The organism is Glycomyces niveus (genome assembly GCF_017592475.1).
In the GTDB taxonomy this organism is placed as follows: domain Bacteria; phylum Actinomycetota; class Actinomycetes; order Mycobacteriales; family Micromonosporaceae; genus Glycomyces; species Glycomyces niveus.
In genome coordinates, this window is record NZ_JAGFNP010000004.1 from 370,854 (window position 1) to 386,790 (window position 15,937).

General features: G+C 73.7%; 14 protein-coding genes. 7 read left to right on the plus strand and 7 right to left on the minus strand.

The features are described 5' to 3' along the window. Window positions 1-5: 5 nt before the first annotated feature. Window positions 6-2,372, minus strand: a complete 2,367-nt coding sequence (locus J5V16_RS10110; protein ID WP_208496067.1) for an AfsR/SARP family transcriptional regulator — start codon at window positions 2,370-2,372, stop codon at window positions 6-8. 150 nt (window positions 2,373-2,522) lie between these two features. On the opposite strand from J5V16_RS10110, the gene J5V16_RS10115 reads away from it, so the two are divergent. Continuing rightward, entirely contained in the window at window positions 2,523-3,197 is a 675-nt protein-coding gene (locus J5V16_RS10115) for a hypothetical protein (RefSeq protein ID WP_208496068.1), read from the plus strand. A gap of 157 nt (window positions 3,198-3,354) precedes the next feature. On the opposite strand, the gene J5V16_RS25015 is transcribed toward J5V16_RS10115, so the two are convergent. Then, entirely contained in the window at window positions 3,355-4,740 is a 1,386-nt protein-coding gene (locus J5V16_RS25015) for a WXG100 family type VII secretion target (RefSeq protein ID WP_208496069.1), read from the minus strand. Between the two features lie 8 nt (window positions 4,741-4,748). Beyond that, a complete protein-coding gene (locus J5V16_RS25465) occupies window positions 4,749-5,075 on the minus strand; it encodes a hypothetical protein (RefSeq protein ID WP_208496070.1) in 327 nt (108 codons plus the stop codon). A gap of 168 nt (window positions 5,076-5,243) precedes the next feature. Between J5V16_RS25465 and J5V16_RS10130 the strand changes: the two genes are divergently transcribed. Then, window positions 5,244-6,905, plus strand: a complete 1,662-nt coding sequence (locus J5V16_RS10130; protein ID WP_208496071.1) for a hypothetical protein — start codon at window positions 5,244-5,246, stop codon at window positions 6,903-6,905. A 15-nt stretch (window positions 6,906-6,920) separates the two neighbouring features. Continuing rightward, window positions 6,921-7,364, plus strand: a complete 444-nt coding sequence (locus J5V16_RS10135; RefSeq protein WP_208496072.1) for a hypothetical protein — start codon at window positions 6,921-6,923, stop codon at window positions 7,362-7,364. A 36-nt stretch (window positions 7,365-7,400) separates the two neighbouring features. Here J5V16_RS10135 and J5V16_RS10140 read toward each other — a convergent pair whose 3' ends face one another. The 3 genes from J5V16_RS10140 to J5V16_RS10150 form a co-directional block, all read right to left on the minus strand. Then, window positions 7,401-8,042 carry a response regulator transcription factor gene (locus J5V16_RS10140; RefSeq protein ID WP_208496073.1) on the minus strand — a complete coding sequence of 214 codons (642 nt, stop codon included), beginning with the start codon at window positions 8,040-8,042 and terminating at the stop codon, window positions 7,401-7,403. Further along, window positions 8,039-9,256 carry a sensor histidine kinase gene (locus J5V16_RS10145; RefSeq protein WP_208496074.1) on the minus strand — a complete coding sequence of 406 codons (1,218 nt, stop codon included), beginning with the start codon at window positions 9,254-9,256 and terminating at the stop codon, window positions 8,039-8,041. Before J5V16_RS10145 ends, J5V16_RS10140 begins: the two co-directional genes overlap by 4 nt. 121 nt (window positions 9,257-9,377) lie before the next feature. After that, a complete protein-coding gene (locus J5V16_RS10150) occupies window positions 9,378-9,857 on the minus strand; it encodes a VOC family protein (protein WP_208496075.1) in 480 nt (159 codons plus the stop codon). Window positions 9,858-9,966: 109 nt separating this feature from the next. On the opposite strand from J5V16_RS10150, the gene J5V16_RS10155 reads away from it, so the two are divergent. The 4 genes from J5V16_RS10155 to J5V16_RS10170 all read left to right on the plus strand — a co-directional run bounded on the left by J5V16_RS10155 (window position 9,967) and on the right by J5V16_RS10170 (window position 13,947). Next, complete coding sequence (locus tag J5V16_RS10155; protein WP_208496076.1) at window positions 9,967-10,335, plus strand: iron chaperone; 369 nt, start codon at window positions 9,967-9,969, stop codon at window positions 10,333-10,335. 237 nt (window positions 10,336-10,572) lie between these two features. Then, window positions 10,573-13,104, plus strand: a complete 2,532-nt coding sequence (locus tag J5V16_RS25020) for an ATP-binding protein (protein WP_208496077.1) — start codon at window positions 10,573-10,575, stop codon at window positions 13,102-13,104. A gap of 36 nt (window positions 13,105-13,140) precedes the next feature. Further along, complete coding sequence (locus J5V16_RS10165) at window positions 13,141-13,407, plus strand: hypothetical protein (protein WP_208496079.1); 267 nt, start codon at window positions 13,141-13,143, stop codon at window positions 13,405-13,407. 81 nt (window positions 13,408-13,488) lie between these two features. After that, entirely contained in the window at window positions 13,489-13,947 is a 459-nt protein-coding gene (locus J5V16_RS10170) for a DUF4190 domain-containing protein (RefSeq protein ID WP_208496080.1), read from the plus strand. Between the two features lie 12 nt (window positions 13,948-13,959). Here J5V16_RS10170 and J5V16_RS10175 read toward each other — a convergent pair whose 3' ends face one another. Continuing rightward, the gene (locus J5V16_RS10175; protein WP_208496082.1) at window positions 13,960-15,885 is read right to left on the minus strand and encodes a primosomal protein N' family DNA-binding protein; all 1,926 of its coding nucleotides are present in this window, start codon (window positions 15,883-15,885) and stop codon (window positions 13,960-13,962) included. Window positions 15,886-15,937 lie beyond the last annotated feature (52 nt).

The following is a 15,937-nucleotide window of genomic DNA, read 5'->3' on the forward strand; positions in this document are numbered from 1 at the left end:
GAGAGCTAGGGCATACGCGGGTCGACGGGCAGGGACGCGAGCCGGGCGCGCAAGGTCCGGGCCTCGCGGTCGCGCCCGCACGCGACGGCGCTGGCGTAATCGGCGAAGCCGCGGGCCCAGGTGCGGCCGTCGTGCTCGGCGCAGCCCGCCGACCGCTCGGCGCAGTCGAGGGCGGCGGCGGTGTCGCCGCGGCCGTGGTGCGCGATCGCCAAGTAGCCCAAGGAGACCGCCTGCTCGAACGCGTCGCCGCGCCGTTCGGCGGCCGCGAGCGCGGCGGTCTGGACCGCGAGCAGCTCGTCCGGGGCGTCGATCGCGCGCTCGGCGAGGATCCAGCCGAGCTGCCAGACCCGCAGGTCGGTCCCGAATCCCGCCTCGACCCGAAGCAGCCCCGCAAGGACCGCGTGCTCGGCGGAGAACCACGTGGCGGGGTCCATGACCAGCTCGACGAAGACCCCCGGCGCCGGGGCGCCGGGATCGAGGCGGCTCTGGTCGAACCGGTGCACCGCGCGCCGGTCCGCCCGGTGCGCGGCGAACAGGTAGTGCTCCAGCATCCGGATCGCGGCGGCGCGGCGCTCCACGTCGAGCACCTCGTCCACGAAGCATTCGGCGGCATAGTCGCGCATCAGCCCGTGCACACCGTACCGGCCGCCGGGGAAGCGGTTGATCAGGTTGATCTCGGCGAGCGCGGCCAGCGCCGCACGGGCCTCGGCGAGCGGCGCGCCCATGAGGCTGGCGAGCGCCGCGGGCGTGAGCGACGGCCCCGGATGCAGCCCGAAGAGGCAGAACGCGAGCGCGTCCCGCTCGCTCAGCAGCTGGTAGGAGCTGTCGAACACCGCGCGCGGGTCGGAGGCGTGGTCGGAGGAGGCCAGCACGTTGAGGAGGTTCCCGGTGCTGGCGAGCCGGTCGGCGAGCGAGTTGAGGGTGAGCGCCGGGTCGGCCGCCGACCAGGACCCGACCAGGGTGAGCGCCAAGGGAAGCCGCCCGCAGGCGGCGGCGATGCGGTCGACCGCGGCCCGGTCGTCCGCCGCTCGCTGGGGGCCGAGCCGGCGCGCCAGCAGCGCCTGCGAGTCCGCCTCGGAGAGCAGGCCGAGGTGCACGACCTCCGCGCCTTCGCTCATGTCGAGGCCGGTCAGCCGGTCGCGGCTGGTCACGATCGTGAACGAGCCGGGCGCGGTGGTCAGCAGCGGGCGCACATGCGCGGCGTCCCGGGCGTTGTCGAGCACGATGAGGACCCGCCGCTGCACAAGGATCGTGCGGTACAACCCGGCCCGCTCGTCGAGCCCCGCCGGAAGCCGCGCGGCAGGGACGCCGAGCGCCGCGAGCGCTTCGCGGAGCACGTCCTCCGGGCGGGCGCCCGGCGCCGTCGGGTCGAAGCCGCGCAGGTTGAAGTACAACTGGCCGTCGGGGAAGCGGTGCGCGACGCGGTGCGCCCACGAGACGGCCAGCGCGGTCTTGCCGACCCCGCCCATGCCGGTGACGGCCGCGAGCCCCGCTTCGGACCCCGCGTCTATGAGGAACGCGTCCAGCGCTCGGATCTCGTTCTCGCGCCCGGTGAAGCGGCGCGTGGTCCGCGGCAGCATCGCCGGGACCGCGGCGGCGACGGCCTCGACCGGTTCGGGCGGGGCGGGTTCGGCGGGCTGGTCGCGCAGGATCGCGGTGTGGAGGTCGACGAGTTCGCGGTTGGGGTCGGCCCCGAGGGCGTCGGCGAGCCGCTCCTTCAAGGCGGCGTAGGCGTCCAGGGCCTCGGCGGTGCGCCCGCAGGCGTGGAGGGCGCGCATGAGGAGGCCGACGAGGCGCTGGCGGGAGTCGTGGACGGCGAGGACCTGGCGCAGCTCCTCGACGGCGGCGGGCGCCCGGCCTGCGTCGATGTCGGCGTCGATGCGCTGCTCGAGGAGGGTGAGCCGGTACTCGTCGAGGCGGCGGCCGATCGCTCCGGCGGCGCGCCCGGGGAGGTCGGCGAGGGCGGGGCCGCGCCATTCGGCGAGGGCCTCGCGCAGGACCTCGGCGGCCGCGTCGCTGTCGCCTTCGCGGCGGAGCGCGCGGGCTTGGGCTTCTTTCGCCTTGCAGCGCAGCGTGTCGAGTTCAGCGGTGTCGATGCGGAAGCGGTAGGCGCGGCCGACGGTCTCGATGCGGTCGCGGGCGGTGCCGAGCTGGCGGCGCAGGACGCCGACGGTGTTCTGGATCTGGGCTTCGGGGTCGAGCGGGAAGTCGTCGCCGTAGACGCCGGCGACGAGGCCGCTCATGGGGATCACGCGTCCGGCGTCGTCGAGGAGGAGGGCGAGGATCGTGGTGGCGTTGCCGCGCGGGAAGGACGCGGGGCGGCCGTCGACGCGGACTTCGAGGGGTCCGAGCAGCCGCACGTCGAGGGTCATGGCGTCGTCGCTTTCAGCACCGCGGTTCGGGGGACTCCATTGTCCCACATGGCGGTGAGGGCGGTGCCGCCCTGAGGCATGGCGATTCGAGGGCGGATCCGTGGCGGCCGGGGCGACGATGCGGGGACACCGCTAGAGGAGGAGTCCCCTATGGACCGGATCGCTATCCCTGAGGATTACGAGGACCGCCTGCGGGCGGCCCACGCCGCCGTGACGCGGCTGCCTGAGGGGCCGGTGCGCGACAACGCGCTGCGGGCCTTGGAAGCGGCGCCGACGCGCGAGCGGTTCGACGACGCGAAGCAGGCCGCCGCGAAGGCGGGCGCGATGGCCGCGCAGCTGATGAGCGCCGGGTTCGACGGCACCGACCCGGGCCGCGTGGTGTGGCTGCGGCTCGACTACACGGGGCGGCTCGGCTCCCTCGCGCTCAGCCCCACGGTCGACCGCATGAGCAGCCGGGCCGTGGCCAAGGCCGTGCAGACCGCTTGGGACGCAGCCGAAGCGGCCCGCGCCGAACAGGTGATGCGCGCCGAGCGCACGGCCGCGGACCTGCTCGCCCGCTCCCAGCCCGACGCCCGCTCGGCCGACCTGCGGGAGTGGATCGAACGCTCCCCGGAGCGGTTCACCAGCGAGGCGACCGACGACGACCTGTGCGAGGCCGAAGTGACCTTCGCGGGGCGGCTGACCGCCTTCCGGTTCCTGGTCCCCAACGCCACGGTCGAATCGGACCACGAAGCCCTCTCGGCGGCGGTCTCGGCCGCGATCGAGCTGGCACAGCGCCGCGCCTCAGACCGGCTCTCGGCCCTGTTCGAAGCCACATCGCGATAAGGCGAAAGCGAAGACGCCGCCGAATGTCCCCCGACCACTCAGCGGTGCGAGCGCGCGATCGCGCTGCACCGATCGACGGTGCCGTTCGAGCCCGCTGCCCCCGCAGCGCGAAACGGCCCGCCGTCCACGAGGGACGGCGGGCCGTTCGCTCCCGGTTTCAGGCCTTGGGCTCCGGTAGGTCGAAGCCCGGCAGCGAGATCGGGGGCAGCTCGTCGATCGGCGGGAGCGGGGGCAGATCGGGCTGCTTCGGCTGCTCCTCCAGGTAGTCGACGTAAGGGTTGCCCTCGTCGGTGCCGATCCCCCACACGTCTTCTTCCGGGTCCTCGGTCAGGAACGACTCGCGCTCGAACTCCTCGTCGGGGTTCACCGGGCCGCGCGCGCCAGGCGCGCCCATGAGGCCGCCGCCGAGGCCGGGCCTGCCGCCCGCCCCTGCGGCCACGGCTGGCGTGCCGCCGCCGGCGGTCGACATCATGCCCGTGCCCATGCCCGGTCCACCGGTCGAGACGTCGGGCGAGCCGAGCCCGCCACCGCCGAGGCCGCCGCCACCACCACCGCCGGAGGCGAGACCGCCGGAGGGCAGCTCGGCGTCTTCGAGCTCGGCGGGCTTCCACGGGTCGCCGAAGTCGGGCGTCGGAGGGTCGATCGGGTCGGTCGTGAAGTCCGGGACCTCCGGCACCGGGTCGGTCGGCTCGTAACCGGGGATCTCGTTCCCGGGCGGCTCGTTCGGCGGCTGGTCGGCGTCCGCGCGCGGGTCCTCGGGCTGCTGGTCCTCCTCCTGCTCGTCCTTGTCCTGGTCCTCGTCGTCCTTCTTGTCGTCTTCCTTGCCGTCCTCGTCCTCGTCCTTCTCGTCCTCGTCGTCCTTGTCATTGCCGGCGTCCTCGTCCTTGCCCGTGGTGTCGCCGGTGTCCTTGCCCTGCTTGCGTTCGGTCGACTGCTCCACGTTCTCGAGGTTCCCGTCGGCCTCCTCGGGCCGCACCGGCAGGCAGTCGGTGGCGCCGGGTCCCTTGTCCTCCAAGGGCTGCAGCGCCTCAGCGGCCGCCGTCAGCGCGGTCCCGGTCACCGCATCGGTCGCGGTGAGCACCGCCAGGCCGGTCGTCAGCCGCACCGTGCCCTCGTCGGCCCGGGCCTGGAACATCGCCTGTAGGACCGGCCCGAACGGCCCGGCGGCCGCGATCGCCGCCCAGTGGGCCGGCCCCAGCTCGACCTTCGGCGCGGGCTGCACGACGAACCCCGCGCCCTTGTAGGCCGCGTCCGCCTCCCTCAACTGCTCCACTTGCGACACCATCGCCGAACCGCCCGTGTCCAGCGCCTCCGCGGCCTCGCCCACCTGCGAGACCACCTGGTCCACATGCTCGTCCACGATCGTCACGTCGTCGTTGAACGCGGTGTTCGCCCGGTCTTGCCAGCCGCCGTTGATCTCGGCGACCTTCGCGCCGTACTCCGAGCGGTGGTCGCCCAGATCGGTCCCGGCGGCACTCATCTCGCTCGCGCAGTCGACGAACGCAGCGGGATCGGCGGCCAGCGCCTCCTCATATGCGGGCACGGCTCCTCCTAAGGCTCGCGGCGGACGGGGATGCGGCGTTCGAGGGCGCGGAACTTCCCGCGCACCTCCATGTCGCAGGACTCGAGCTCGTCGGCGCTCGTTGTCACCTGCGCGCCCTGCCAGTCCACGCGGCGCTCGACGCCCGCGGTGACCGTGTCGAACCGGCCGTGCCACTGCACGCCCGCGCCGCCGGTGATGAACCCGGCGTTGCTCGACGCGGCGGTCTGGGCGGGCGCCTCCACGCGGTCGGAGGCCAGCTTGGCCTTCGGCGCGAGGGTCTGCAGGTCGCCGCCGCCGCCGCGCACCTGCTCCACTTCCATGTACACCTCGTCCACGCGCTCCTCCTTCGCATCCGGCACGTCTTTCGATGAGCACTGCCTGCAATGTGCACCCCGCCGCCACGGACCCGTCCTGTCGCGGCTAGAGCGAAGTCATGGCGATTCCGGGGCGGGCCGGTCTTCCATGGGGCGGCGACCAGGAGCAGACCAGGGAGGTGCACCGGCATGAGCGACGGAGGACTGATCGAGGGCTCGGCCCCCGGCGGCGACGCGGGGTCCGAGTTCGTCACCCAATTCGACGCAGGATCGTCGGACTCGATCGCCTTTGGCGACGCGGGCCTCGTCTACGAAGAGGCACCGCTCGAGACCACAGCGTACGAACCGGTGCCGTACACCGAGATGGAGACGGCGACCGCGAGCTCCACGATCGCGTTCGGCGACACCGCCGACCTCGAGACGCCCGAGGCCGAGCGCGCCGGCTGCACGGCCGGCGCGTGCCCGCACCCGGTCGCGCACCCGGCCGAGACCGACTGGGAGCAGCTGGCGTCGGCGGTCCCGGTCGAGGGCCAGCTGGGGCGGTTCAAGCCGTTCTGCGAGGGCATGTCGTACCCGACCGAGGACGACTTCCGGGCGGCGGTGAGCGCGGTGCGCCCCATCGACCCCGACTCGTTCTCCCTGCAGCGGCTGCGGACCGGCTGGAACGACGAGGTCGCGGCCGTCATCGGCGACTGGCCCGCGAGGCTCAAGACGCAGCTCACCGCGTTGTCGACTGGCTGGGCCGGAACCGACTTCGACGCGTTCGCCGACCAGACCGACCAGGCCCGCGCCCTGCTCGAAGGCATCCTCGACGACGTGGAGGCGGCCGCGCAGGAGCTCAAGCACCGCGAAGAGGCGATCTACACCCTCCAGGGCGGCGACTCCGGCGAGATCCCCTACCCCGCACCGCTGGTCGGCGCGGACGGCGAGTGGACGAACCTCGTCGCGATCCACGTGCGACCCGCGTGGTGGCACGGCGACTGCATCCAGATGACCTGCGAGGAGGCCGAGAGGGCGCTCGAGCTGGGCGGGGCCGATCCGGCGCTGGCGGCGGAAGTGCGGTCGTTCATCGAGCAGAAGGCGGGCGAGGCGACCTCGACTGTGGTCGGCGCGGTGGTCTCGGAGGCGCGGGCGGCGGCGGGCGAGGAGGCGAAGTCGAGCTTCGGGTCACGCATCGCTGCGGAACTGGCGGCGTACACCGAGCGGCAGGCAGCGATCGACGAGTCGATCGGCGAGAAGCGCTCGGGCCAGAGCGAGCAGCTGGGGTCGCTGACCACGCCCGGTTCGGACCGGCCGTACCCGGACAGCGCGGATACCTCCTATATGGACTTGGGGTCGCCCGCGATGGAGCAGCCGGCGCCGCCGGTGGCGCCGCAGACGACGCAGGACCCGACTCCGGTGCCGCCCGGCGGCGACGGCTCGACGGCGCCGGTCGATGCCGAGACCGCAACGGACCCTTGGGAGTCGACGCCCACTGCGGCCGAGGACGTCTCGGGCGGTCTCGCGAGCGGGTTCGGCGGCGGCATGGGCGGCGGCGGGTTCGGGTCCGTGCCCGGGGGCGGCGCGGCTCCTGGCGGCGGGGCGCCGATGGGCGGGGGCTTCGGTTCGACGGTGCCGGGGGCGTTCACCGCGCCCGGATCGGCGGCGGCACCGTCCGCTGGTGCGGGCGGCGGCGCGGGCGGGTCACGGACGGCGATGGTCGCCGGAGCGCCGCAGCAACAGCGGGCGGCGGCCGAGCAGCGCAAGAAGCAGTCCGAAGAGGACGAAGAAGCGGAGGACGAGGACTTGACCTTCCGCGAGACCGATTTCGCCTGGGGCTACGTGAAGCCCGGCGACGACCCGTACAACTAGCGAGGAGACCGCGCGATGGCACAGGAGCGGGTGTTCGACCCCGAAGCGATCGAGGAGTACCGGCTGTTCCTGCTGGAACTGCTCGACGCCCTCGAGAACCAGGTGATCCCGGTGCTGGGCACCGGGACGCTGAGCCGGGCCCCGGCGTTCGGGACCGCGCCGGGCGCGGCCGAGAACGCGGCGGGCCAGTACCTGGAGTTCCACGCCGCCACGTGGCGGAACCTCCAGTACCTGCGGGGGACGCTGCACGGCATGGAGTCCGCGCTGACCGCGGTCGCGGCGAGCGGCGGCGAGGCCGAGGAGGAGACGACCGCGGGCCTCGCGACCACGGAGTCCGACCTGGCCGACCTGTCCGCGCCGCCGACGGCCGACCAGAGCGCGGTCGGCACGGTCCTCATCGCCGAGGGGTTCACCGTCGAGGGCGCCGACCCCGGGGAGGCCACGGCGTTCACCGCATGAGGGGGCGTCCGGTCCCGAGGGGCCGGACGCCGCCGTTCAGACGAGGCCGCCCTCGTAGGCGGCGATGACGGCCTGGGTGCGGTCGCGGACGCCGAGCTTGGCGTAGACGCCGCTGAGGTGGGTCTTGACGGTCTCGCGGCCGAGGTAGAGCTCGGCGGCGATCTCCTGGTTCGACAGGCCCCGGGCGGCGAGCACGAGGACTTCCCGTTCGCGGTCGCTGAGATCGCCGATGCCCTTGGGGGCCTTGCGGGCCGGCGCGGCCGCGGCGAGGCGGCGGACGGCCTCGGGGAACAGGAGCGCGTCGGTGCGGGCGACGAGGCGGACGGCGACGAGCAGGTCTTCGACGCGGGTGCGCTTGAGCAGGAACCCGTCGGCGCCGGCGCGGAGCGCCTGCCACACGTAGTCGTCGTTGTCGAAGGTGGTGACGACGAGGATCTTCGGCGGCGCGGCCATCTCGGCGACGATCCGCTCGGTCGCCTGGATGCCGTCCACTGTAGGCATTCGGACGTCCATGAGGAGGACGTCGGCCTTGCCGGAGCGGGCGATGGCGACCGCGTCGATCCCGTCGGCGCCCTGGGCGACGACCTCGAGGTCGGGTTCGGCGCCGATGATCGCGGCGAAGCCGGTGCGGATCAGGGCCTCGTCGTCGATCAGCGCGATGCGCAGCGGTGCGGTCATTCCCGGCCCTTCGTGTCGGTCGGTACGGCGGCGCGGACGGTCCACTCCCCTGCCGTCCAAGCGGTCTCGGCGGTGCCGCCGAGGACGGCGGCGCGTTCGGCCATGCCGATGAGGCCCCTGCCGCCGGGCCGCCCGCGCGGGCGGCGCGCGGCGGGGCTGGTCACGGTCACGGCGGTCTCGGCCGCGCCGATGTCCACCTGGACACGGGCGCGCGGCTCGTCGGCGTGGCGCAGCACGTTCGTCAGGGCCTCCTGGACGATCCGGTAGGCCTCGCGGGAGGCGAGGCGACCCAGGGTCCCGGGGTCGCCCGTGACACGGAGGTCGACGTCGACGCCGGACTCGGCGGTGAGGGACGCGAGGTCGGCGAGGTCGCGCTGCGGGGCGCGCGCGTCGTCGCGGTCCTCGCGGAGCGCCCCGATCACGGCGTCGAGTTCGGCGAGGGCGCCGCGGGCGGTCTCGCCGACGGCGGCCATGGCCTCGGCGGCGAACGCGGGGTCGCGGGCGATGAGCCGGGAGGCGGCCTCGGACTGGACGACGACCACGGAGAGGGCGTGGCCGACCGAGTCGTGGAGTTCGCGGGCGATGCGGTTGCGCGCGGCGAGCCGGGCGGCCTCGGCGCGGGAGGCGGCGAGCCGGTCGTTCGCGCCCTGGCCCAGGAGCAGCGGCGCGAGGGCCTTCATGGCGGCGGTGGCGCCCGCGACGACGAGGACGAGGGCGATGAGCAGCAGGGGGCCGGTGAGCAGACCCCAGTCGGATACCGGGCCGTCGAAGTAGCCGGGCACCGCGCCGCGGCCGGAGAAGGCGGTGAGGGCGCCGTAGTAGAGCAGGTAGGCCGCGAACGGGACGAGCGCGAGGGTGATGCCGCTGACGACGCCGCCGACCGCGGCGTGGAGGGTGAACCAGCAGCCGGTGCGCCAGCGCGAGTTCCAGGTGGTGTCGTCGGCGGGCGAGGCGAACTCGGCGCCGAGGAGGCGGCGGGCGGCGGTGCGCTCGACCTCGCGGTCGGGCAGAAGCAGCGAAGTGGCGGCGACGAGCGGGAGGACGGCGGCGAACACGGCGGGTTCGAGGATGCCGTCGAAGCCGCTCTCGGGTTCGAGGAAGTTGCGGCCGATCGCGCCGACCATCATGAAGGGCATCATGAGCGCGCCGCCCAGGATCATCCAGACCCAGCCGCGGTAGGTGGCCCGGGACCGGATCGGGGCGAGGAGGCGCATGGGGCCATTGTGCCAGCGGCGGTTCACGGGTCGAGCCTGCCAGGCGCGGCGGCCCGGCGTCGTCCCCCCGGTGAGGGGCCCCGGTCCCCCGCGCGGGGGACCGGGCCTGCCCGTGCGGGTGCTATTGGCCTTCGTAGGCGTCCTTGAGGCCTTGCAGGTCGATCTTCTTCATCGCGTACATGGCGTTGACGGCGCGCACGGCCGCCTCCTTGTCGGGGCCGCCCAGGTACTGGTCGGCCTGGGTGGGCCAGACCTGCCAGTTGACGCCCCACTTGTCGGCGATCCAGCCGCACTGGATCTCGCTGCCGCCGTTGGCGAGGAACGCGTCCCAGAGGCGGTCGACCTCGTCCTGGGAGTCGCAGTTGATGAGCAGCGACATGGCGTGGTCGTGCTTGGCGGAGTCGTCGCCGTTGATGGCGGTGAACGACTGCCCGGCGAGGTCGAAGTTGACGACCATGGCGTCGCCGACCTTGCCGTGGGCGTCCTCGACGTACGGGACGGTGCTGGTGACCTTGGCGTCGTCGAAGAGGGTGAGGTACCACTCGACGGCCTCTTCGGCGGCGTTGTCCTGGTACCAGATGTTGGTGACGATCTTCTGCATGGCGGTTCGTCCTTCCGAGCGGATCCGATATAAGCCGATTGCACCAGTTGAGACGAGGCGGCGCGCCGAAACTCATCGCTTCGGCCCGGATCGGCGCTACGGTGCGGGCATGGTGCGCAGCGAGGCGGCGACGGTGGACGGGTACTTGGCGGAGCTCCCGGAGGAGCGCCGGGCGGCGGTGCGCGCGATCAGGGACGCCTGCCGGGCGGCGATGCCGGGGTTCACCGAGCTCATGGTGTACGGGATGCCCGGTTTCTCGCGCGACGGCACGGCTGCGGGGATCGAGATCGCTTTCGCGTCCCAGAAGCGCTACCTGTCGTTCTACCTCATGCGCGCGGACGTGCGCGAGGCGTTCGCCGAGCGCCTGGAGGGCCGCGACATGGGCAAGGGTTGCCTGCGGTTCGCCGGCCCCGCGAAGGTCGACCTCGGGCTGGTGCGCGACCTCGCCCGGGCGACGGCCGAGGCCCCGGCCCGCTGAGGACCGCGGGAACCCCGGCCGCTCCCGCAAAAGGGGGCAGCGGGAGCGGCCGGGGGTTCGGACCGTCGACAGCACGGGCCGGCCCGGGTTTCCTGAGAGGTCGCCGCCGCGCGGAGACAGCGCGTTGGGACGCTTCCAGTGGACCACCGCATCGCCATGGGCCGCAACGGTTGCGGTGTCCCGGAACGTCCCGGACGGGGGCGGACGGGACCGGTGCGCCTCGGTAGACTCGGTGACGTGCGTCATTTCCCCAATGGCCTTGACCCCTCCACCGCCGGCTCCGCGCCCCAGATGGTCGCCCTCCTCCGCGAGCTGCGCGCCGGCTCGGGGCTGAGCATCCGCGAAGTCAGCCGCCGCGCCCGCGACCACGGCGACTGGCTCCCCACCTCCACGCTCGCCGCCGTCCTCAACCGCGACTCCCTCCCCCGCTCCGAAGTCGTCGCCGCCCTCGTGCGCGCCTGCGGCGGCGACGAGGCGACCGTCGACGCCTGGCTCGCCCAGTGCTCCCGGATCGCCGCCGGCGACGTCGCCGACACGGGTCAGGTCCCCCGCCAGCTCCCGCCCGCCCCGCACGCCTTCACCGGCCGCGAACGGGAACTGCGCCTCATCGGCGAGCACACTCGCGAGGGCGCGCCCCGTTCCGTCGTCATCGCCGGACCAGCCGGGATCGGCAAGACCGCACTCGTCCTCCACTGGGCCCACCGCGCCCTCGACGACTACCCCGACGGGCAGCTCTACGTCGACCTCCGCGGCTTCTCCGGCGCCGACCCCCTCGCGCCCGCCCCGGTCCTGCAGCGCTTCCTGGCCGCCCTCGGCACCGACGCGGACGAGATCCCCGCCGACGCCGACGAACGCGCCGCCATGTACCGCTCCCTCCTGAGCCACCGCCGCGTCCTCGTCGTCCTCGACAACGCCCGCAGCCCCGAGCAGCTGCGCGACCTCCTTCCCGGCAGCGGAGGCTCCGCCGCCCTCATCACCGCCCGCACCGTCCTCTTCGGACTCACCGCGACCCACGGCACCCCCCACCTCCGCCTCAACCCCCTCGCCCGCGACGAATCCATGGACCTCCTCGGCGCCATGATCGGCCGCGACCGCATCGCCACCGACCCCGCCGCCGCCCGCGGCCTCGCCGCCGCCTGCGGCGACCTCCCCCTCGCCCTCCGGCTCGCCGCCTGCCAGACCCTCGCCCACCCCGAACAGCCCCTCGGCGAACTCCGCGACCGCATCGCCACCGCGCCCCTCGCCAACCTCGACCTCCCCGGCGACGAAGCCGCCGGCCTCCGCTCCTGCCTCGACCTCACCCGCGACCACCTCGCCCCCGCCGAACGCGACACCCTCGCCGCCATCGGCCTCCACCCCGCCACCGAGTTCGAACCCGCCGGCATCGCCGCCCTCACCGGCACCACCCCCGCCGAAGCCGCCGCCGCACTCCGCCGCCTCGCCGAAGTCCACCTCGCCGCCACCGTCGACGACGGCCGCTGGAACGTCCACGACCTCGTCCGCGCCTACGCCCGCGAACAGGCCGCGGCCCTCCCCGACCGCGACGCCGCCCTCGAGCGCCTCTACGACTGGCACCTCGCCTCCGTCGCCGCCTCCTGGCCTGTCCTCTTCGGACTCGAACCCGAGGAGACCCCCGAGACCGCCGTTCCCCCAGCGGCATTCGCCGCCGCCGAAGACGCCCTCACCTGGCTCGACGCCCGCCACAGCGCCCTCACCGAGACCATCCGCCACGCCGCCGCGGGCGGCCACCACCGCCACACCAGCCGCCTCGCCTCCGCCCTCTGGCGCTACCAGTACCTCCGCGGCCTGCGCACCGAAGCACTCGCATGCCTCGACCTCGCCCTCACCGCCGACCGGGCCAGCGGCGACCGCCGCCACGAAGCCGCCGTCCGCTACCAGATCGGCAGCACCCACCGCGCCATCGGCGCCCTCGACGACGCCGAACACCACCTCGCCGCCTCCCGCGCCCTCGCCGCCGAACTCGGCGACCGCGAACGCGAGCTCATCGCCCTCGCCGCCCTCGGCTGGTGCCACAGCCAGCGCTGGCGCCTCGCCGAAGCCCGCCAATGCGCCATGGAGGTCGCCGAAGGCTTCCGCGAGCTCGGCGACGCCGTCCGCGAGGCCAACGCCGTCGACGACCTCGCCCACATCGACCTCCTCGTCGGCGACAACGAGAACGCCCGCAACGGCTTCGAACACTCCGTCAAGGCCTTCGCCGACCGCGGCTGGAACCAGAACCTCGGCGCCGCCCTCGCCGGACTCGCCCGCCTGCGCCTGCGCGACCACGACCCCGGCACCGCCGCCGAACTCCTCGACGAGGCCCTCCACGCCTACCGCGACTCCGGCGACGACCTCGGCCAGGCGTTCATCCGCAGCCGCCTCGCCTATGCCCGCGCCCACCAGGGCCTCCACGACGAGGCCAAGACCCTCGCCCGGCAGGCCCTCGACGCGACCGCCGCCGTCACCAGCGTCGAACTGCGCCTCGAAGTGCTCAACAACACCGGGTTCACCTTCAACGTGATCGGCGACCCCGACACCGCCGAGCGCCTCCACCGCGAAGCCCTCGACCTCGCCGAAGCCGCCCCCGACCCGTACGAGGAGGCCCGCGCCAACCACGGCCTCGGCAACGCGATCGCGGCCCAGGGCAGCGAAGCGGACGCCCGCACCCACTGGGCCAGGGCCCTGCGCCTTCACGACGAGATCGGCACCTACGGCCGCGCCGAGGTTGCCGAACTGCTCGGCAAACGGGCGCAAGGCGGACCTCGCTGAACCCTCCGGGCCGAGACCCGCTGGTATACATGAACGATGACCGACGTGCGGCCCGGCCGCGTCCGCCGCGCCGTCGCCGCCCTCGTGTACCGCGCGCAGGCGTTCACCGTGGTCGGCTACATGGGCGTCGCGTCGTTCATCGGCGTCGAAGCGCTCATCGTGCTCCTCGGCTTCACCACGGTCCTGCCGATCGCGATCCCGTTCGTCCTCATCGTCCTCGGCCTCGCCTACCTGTTCCGCCAGCGCCTCCGCGAATCCTGGCACGGCCTGCGCGCCCGGCTGCGCCGCGGCGAGGCCGAATAGCCGCGCCTCGCGACCGGCGGCGGGGACCCCTCCCGGCCGGATCCTGCGACAATGAAGGTCCCCTGACGTGAAGGACCTGCCATGTCCGATAACGAATCCCGCCCCGCAGACCCCGCCCCCGAACCGGCACCGAACTCCTCGTCCGGGTCGGACGCCTCACCTCCCGAATCCACTCCGGACAGTCCGGCTTACAGCCCGTACCCCGCGGAACCGTCGTCCGGCGCCACCGCCGACGGCGCGCCCGGCTACTTCGCGCCGCCGTCGCCGTACCCGCCCGGGCCGTACTACTACCCTCCGAAGCCCGGCACCAACGGCTTCGCCGTCGCGGCGCTGGTCGTGGGCATCGTCGGACTCTGCCTCTGCTTCGGGTTCCTCGGCATCATCTTCGGCAACGTCGCCCGGCGCCAGATCGAGGAGACCGGCCAGGCCGGCGCCGGCATGGCGACCGCCGGGATCGTCCTCGGCTGGATCGCGGTCGGCTGGATCGCGCTCCGCATCATCCTGGTGCTCAGCGTCGGCACCACCGACTACTACTACTGACCCGGTTCGGGCTCAAGCGATCTCGCGCGGGTCGATCTGGATCCGCACCTGTTCGGCCTTCGCGCTCGCCCGCTCGGCCGCCGCCTTCGCGAGCACGCTCGCGAGGGCGGCCCCGTCCCGGCGCCGCACGCGCAGCAGCAGCCGCTCCGTGTGCTCGTCGACCGGGATCGGCCCGATCACCTCCGCGCCCAGGTCGGCGGGGAGGTTCGCCGCGATCTTCTCCGCCTCGCCGTTCGGCCCCGTCAACGCGGCGAACTTCATCACCGGCGGGAAGCCCAGCTCCGCGCGCTCTTCGAGTTCCAGGCGCGCGAACCAGCCCGGGTCCCAGCGGATCAGGGCCTGCACCACCGGCAGCCCGCCGTCGGCCGTGACCACGGCCGTGCCCGTGGGCGCGCACAAGGCCACCGCGTTCATCCAGATCCGAAGCGCCTCTTCCGAAGCGGTCAACTCCGCCCGCGTCAGCTGCGCCCACGTGTCCAGCAGCAGCACCGCGCCGTAGCCTTGCGGCGCCGTCGGTTCCACGCCCGGAGTGGAGACGACGATGCGCCGCCCCTCTCCGATCGCGCCCAGCCGCTCCGACGCGTTCGACTCGACCACCTCGACGCCCGGGAACGCGCTCGCGAGCTCTTCGGCGGTGCGCGCCGCACCGATCACGACCGCCCTGATCCGCGTCGATCCGCATTCCTTGCAGCGGTAGTGCTCGTCCACGCGGCCGCACCACGTGCACACCGGCGGGCGGCGCGGACCCGTGAGCCGAAGCGGCCCAGTGCAGTCGGGGCACAGCGCGCGGGTGCGGCACCGCTGGCAGGACACCGCCGGCACATAGCCGCGGCGGGGCACCTGGAGCAGCACAGGCAGGTCGGCGTTCAGGGCGCTGCGGGCGGCTTCCCAAGCGACCGTTGGCAACCGGGCGGTGGAACTCGACGGGTCGGCGGCGAGGTCGGCGTCGTCGCCGATGGGCACGACCCGCGGTGCGGCGGCGCGGAGGGCGTCGCGCTCCCCCGCGGCCGAGACGGCCCAGCCGGTCTCGACCAGGAGCTGCGCCTGCGGCGTCCGCGAGAAGCCGCCGACGACGCAGGCGGCCCCGGCCAGTTCGGCGCGGGTCAGCAGCACGTCTCGTGCGTGCGGGTGCGGGGCGTGGAGGCTGATGAGGTTCTTGTCGCCGTCGTCCCAGACGGCGACCAGCCCAAGGTGCTCCACGGGGGCGAGCATCGCGACCTGCGTGCCCGCGACGATGCGCACCTCGCCGCGCAGGGCTTTCAGGAAGGACCGGTAGCGCGGGGTCGGGCCCATCGCACTGGAGACGGTCACGTGCCGGTCCGGTCCGAGCACCGAGGCCAGGGCCGCGTCGAGCCGTTCCAGGTCGTACTGATCGGGGACCACGAGCAGCGCCCCGCGCCCGGCGGCGGCAGTGGTGGCGGCCGCTTCGGCGAGGCGGATCGCCCAGTCCTCGCCGGGGATCGCGTTCCAGACGATGCGGGCCTGCTTGCCTTCGCGCAACGCGCGAAGGAATGCCTCGCCAGCGATATATCTATCCCAAAGAGTCTGGTCCGGCACCTCCACGGGCAGCGCCTCCGCCGGGGCCTCCTTCTCGACCCGCAGCTTCCGCTCGGGCAGCGCGAGACGCAGCACGTCGGCGAGGTTGCCCGCGTAGCGGTCCGCGACGCGCTTCGCCGCCTCGGCCACTTCGGCGGTGAGCACCGGCCCGGGCGGCACGACTTCGAGCACCGGCAGGATCTTCCCGGGGAAGTCCGTGCGGTCGCGCAGCTCCATCACGGTGGCCTTGAGCTTGCGCCCGCTGAAGCGCACCGCGACCCTGCAGCCCGGACGCACCTCGTCCATGAGCTCGACCGGCACCCGGTAGTCGAAAAGCTGGTTGAGCTGCGGCAACGGGTGGTCTACGCAGACCGCTGCGTATCGTGCCGGGGACTCGTCCATCGAATAAAAATACCGGGCGGCCCCGACACGCGGGGCCGCCCGGTCACTTGCT

Bases quoted from the DNA above. Each gene is read 5' to 3' on its own strand.
- J5V16_RS10110 (WP_208496067.1), bottom strand. From the start codon at position 2,372: ATGACCCTCGACGTGCGGCTGCTCGGACCCCTCGAAGTCCGCGTCGAC.
- J5V16_RS10115 (WP_208496068.1), top strand. From the start codon at position 2,523: ATGGACCGGATCGCTATCCCTGAGGATTACGAGGACCGCCTGCGGGCG.
- J5V16_RS10130 (WP_208496071.1), top strand. From the start codon at position 5,244: ATGAGCGACGGAGGACTGATCGAGGGCTCGGCCCCCGGCGGCGACGCG.
- J5V16_RS10135 (WP_208496072.1), top strand. From the start codon at position 6,921: ATGGCACAGGAGCGGGTGTTCGACCCCGAAGCGATCGAGGAGTACCGG.
- J5V16_RS10140 (WP_208496073.1), bottom strand. From the start codon at position 8,042: ATGACCGCACCGCTGCGCATCGCGCTGATCGACGACGAGGCCCTGATC.
- J5V16_RS10145 (WP_208496074.1), bottom strand. From the start codon at position 9,256: ATGCGCCTCCTCGCCCCGATCCGGTCCCGGGCCACCTACCGCGGCTGG.
- J5V16_RS10150 (WP_208496075.1), bottom strand. From the start codon at position 9,857: ATGCAGAAGATCGTCACCAACATCTGGTACCAGGACAACGCCGCCGAA.
- J5V16_RS10155 (WP_208496076.1), top strand. From the start codon at position 9,967: ATGGTGCGCAGCGAGGCGGCGACGGTGGACGGGTACTTGGCGGAGCTC.
- J5V16_RS10165 (WP_208496079.1), top strand. From the start codon at position 13,141: ATGACCGACGTGCGGCCCGGCCGCGTCCGCCGCGCCGTCGCCGCCCTC.
- J5V16_RS10170 (WP_208496080.1), top strand. From the start codon at position 13,489: ATGTCCGATAACGAATCCCGCCCCGCAGACCCCGCCCCCGAACCGGCA.
- J5V16_RS10175 (WP_208496082.1), bottom strand. From the start codon at position 15,885: ATGGACGAGTCCCCGGCACGATACGCAGCGGTCTGCGTAGACCACCCG.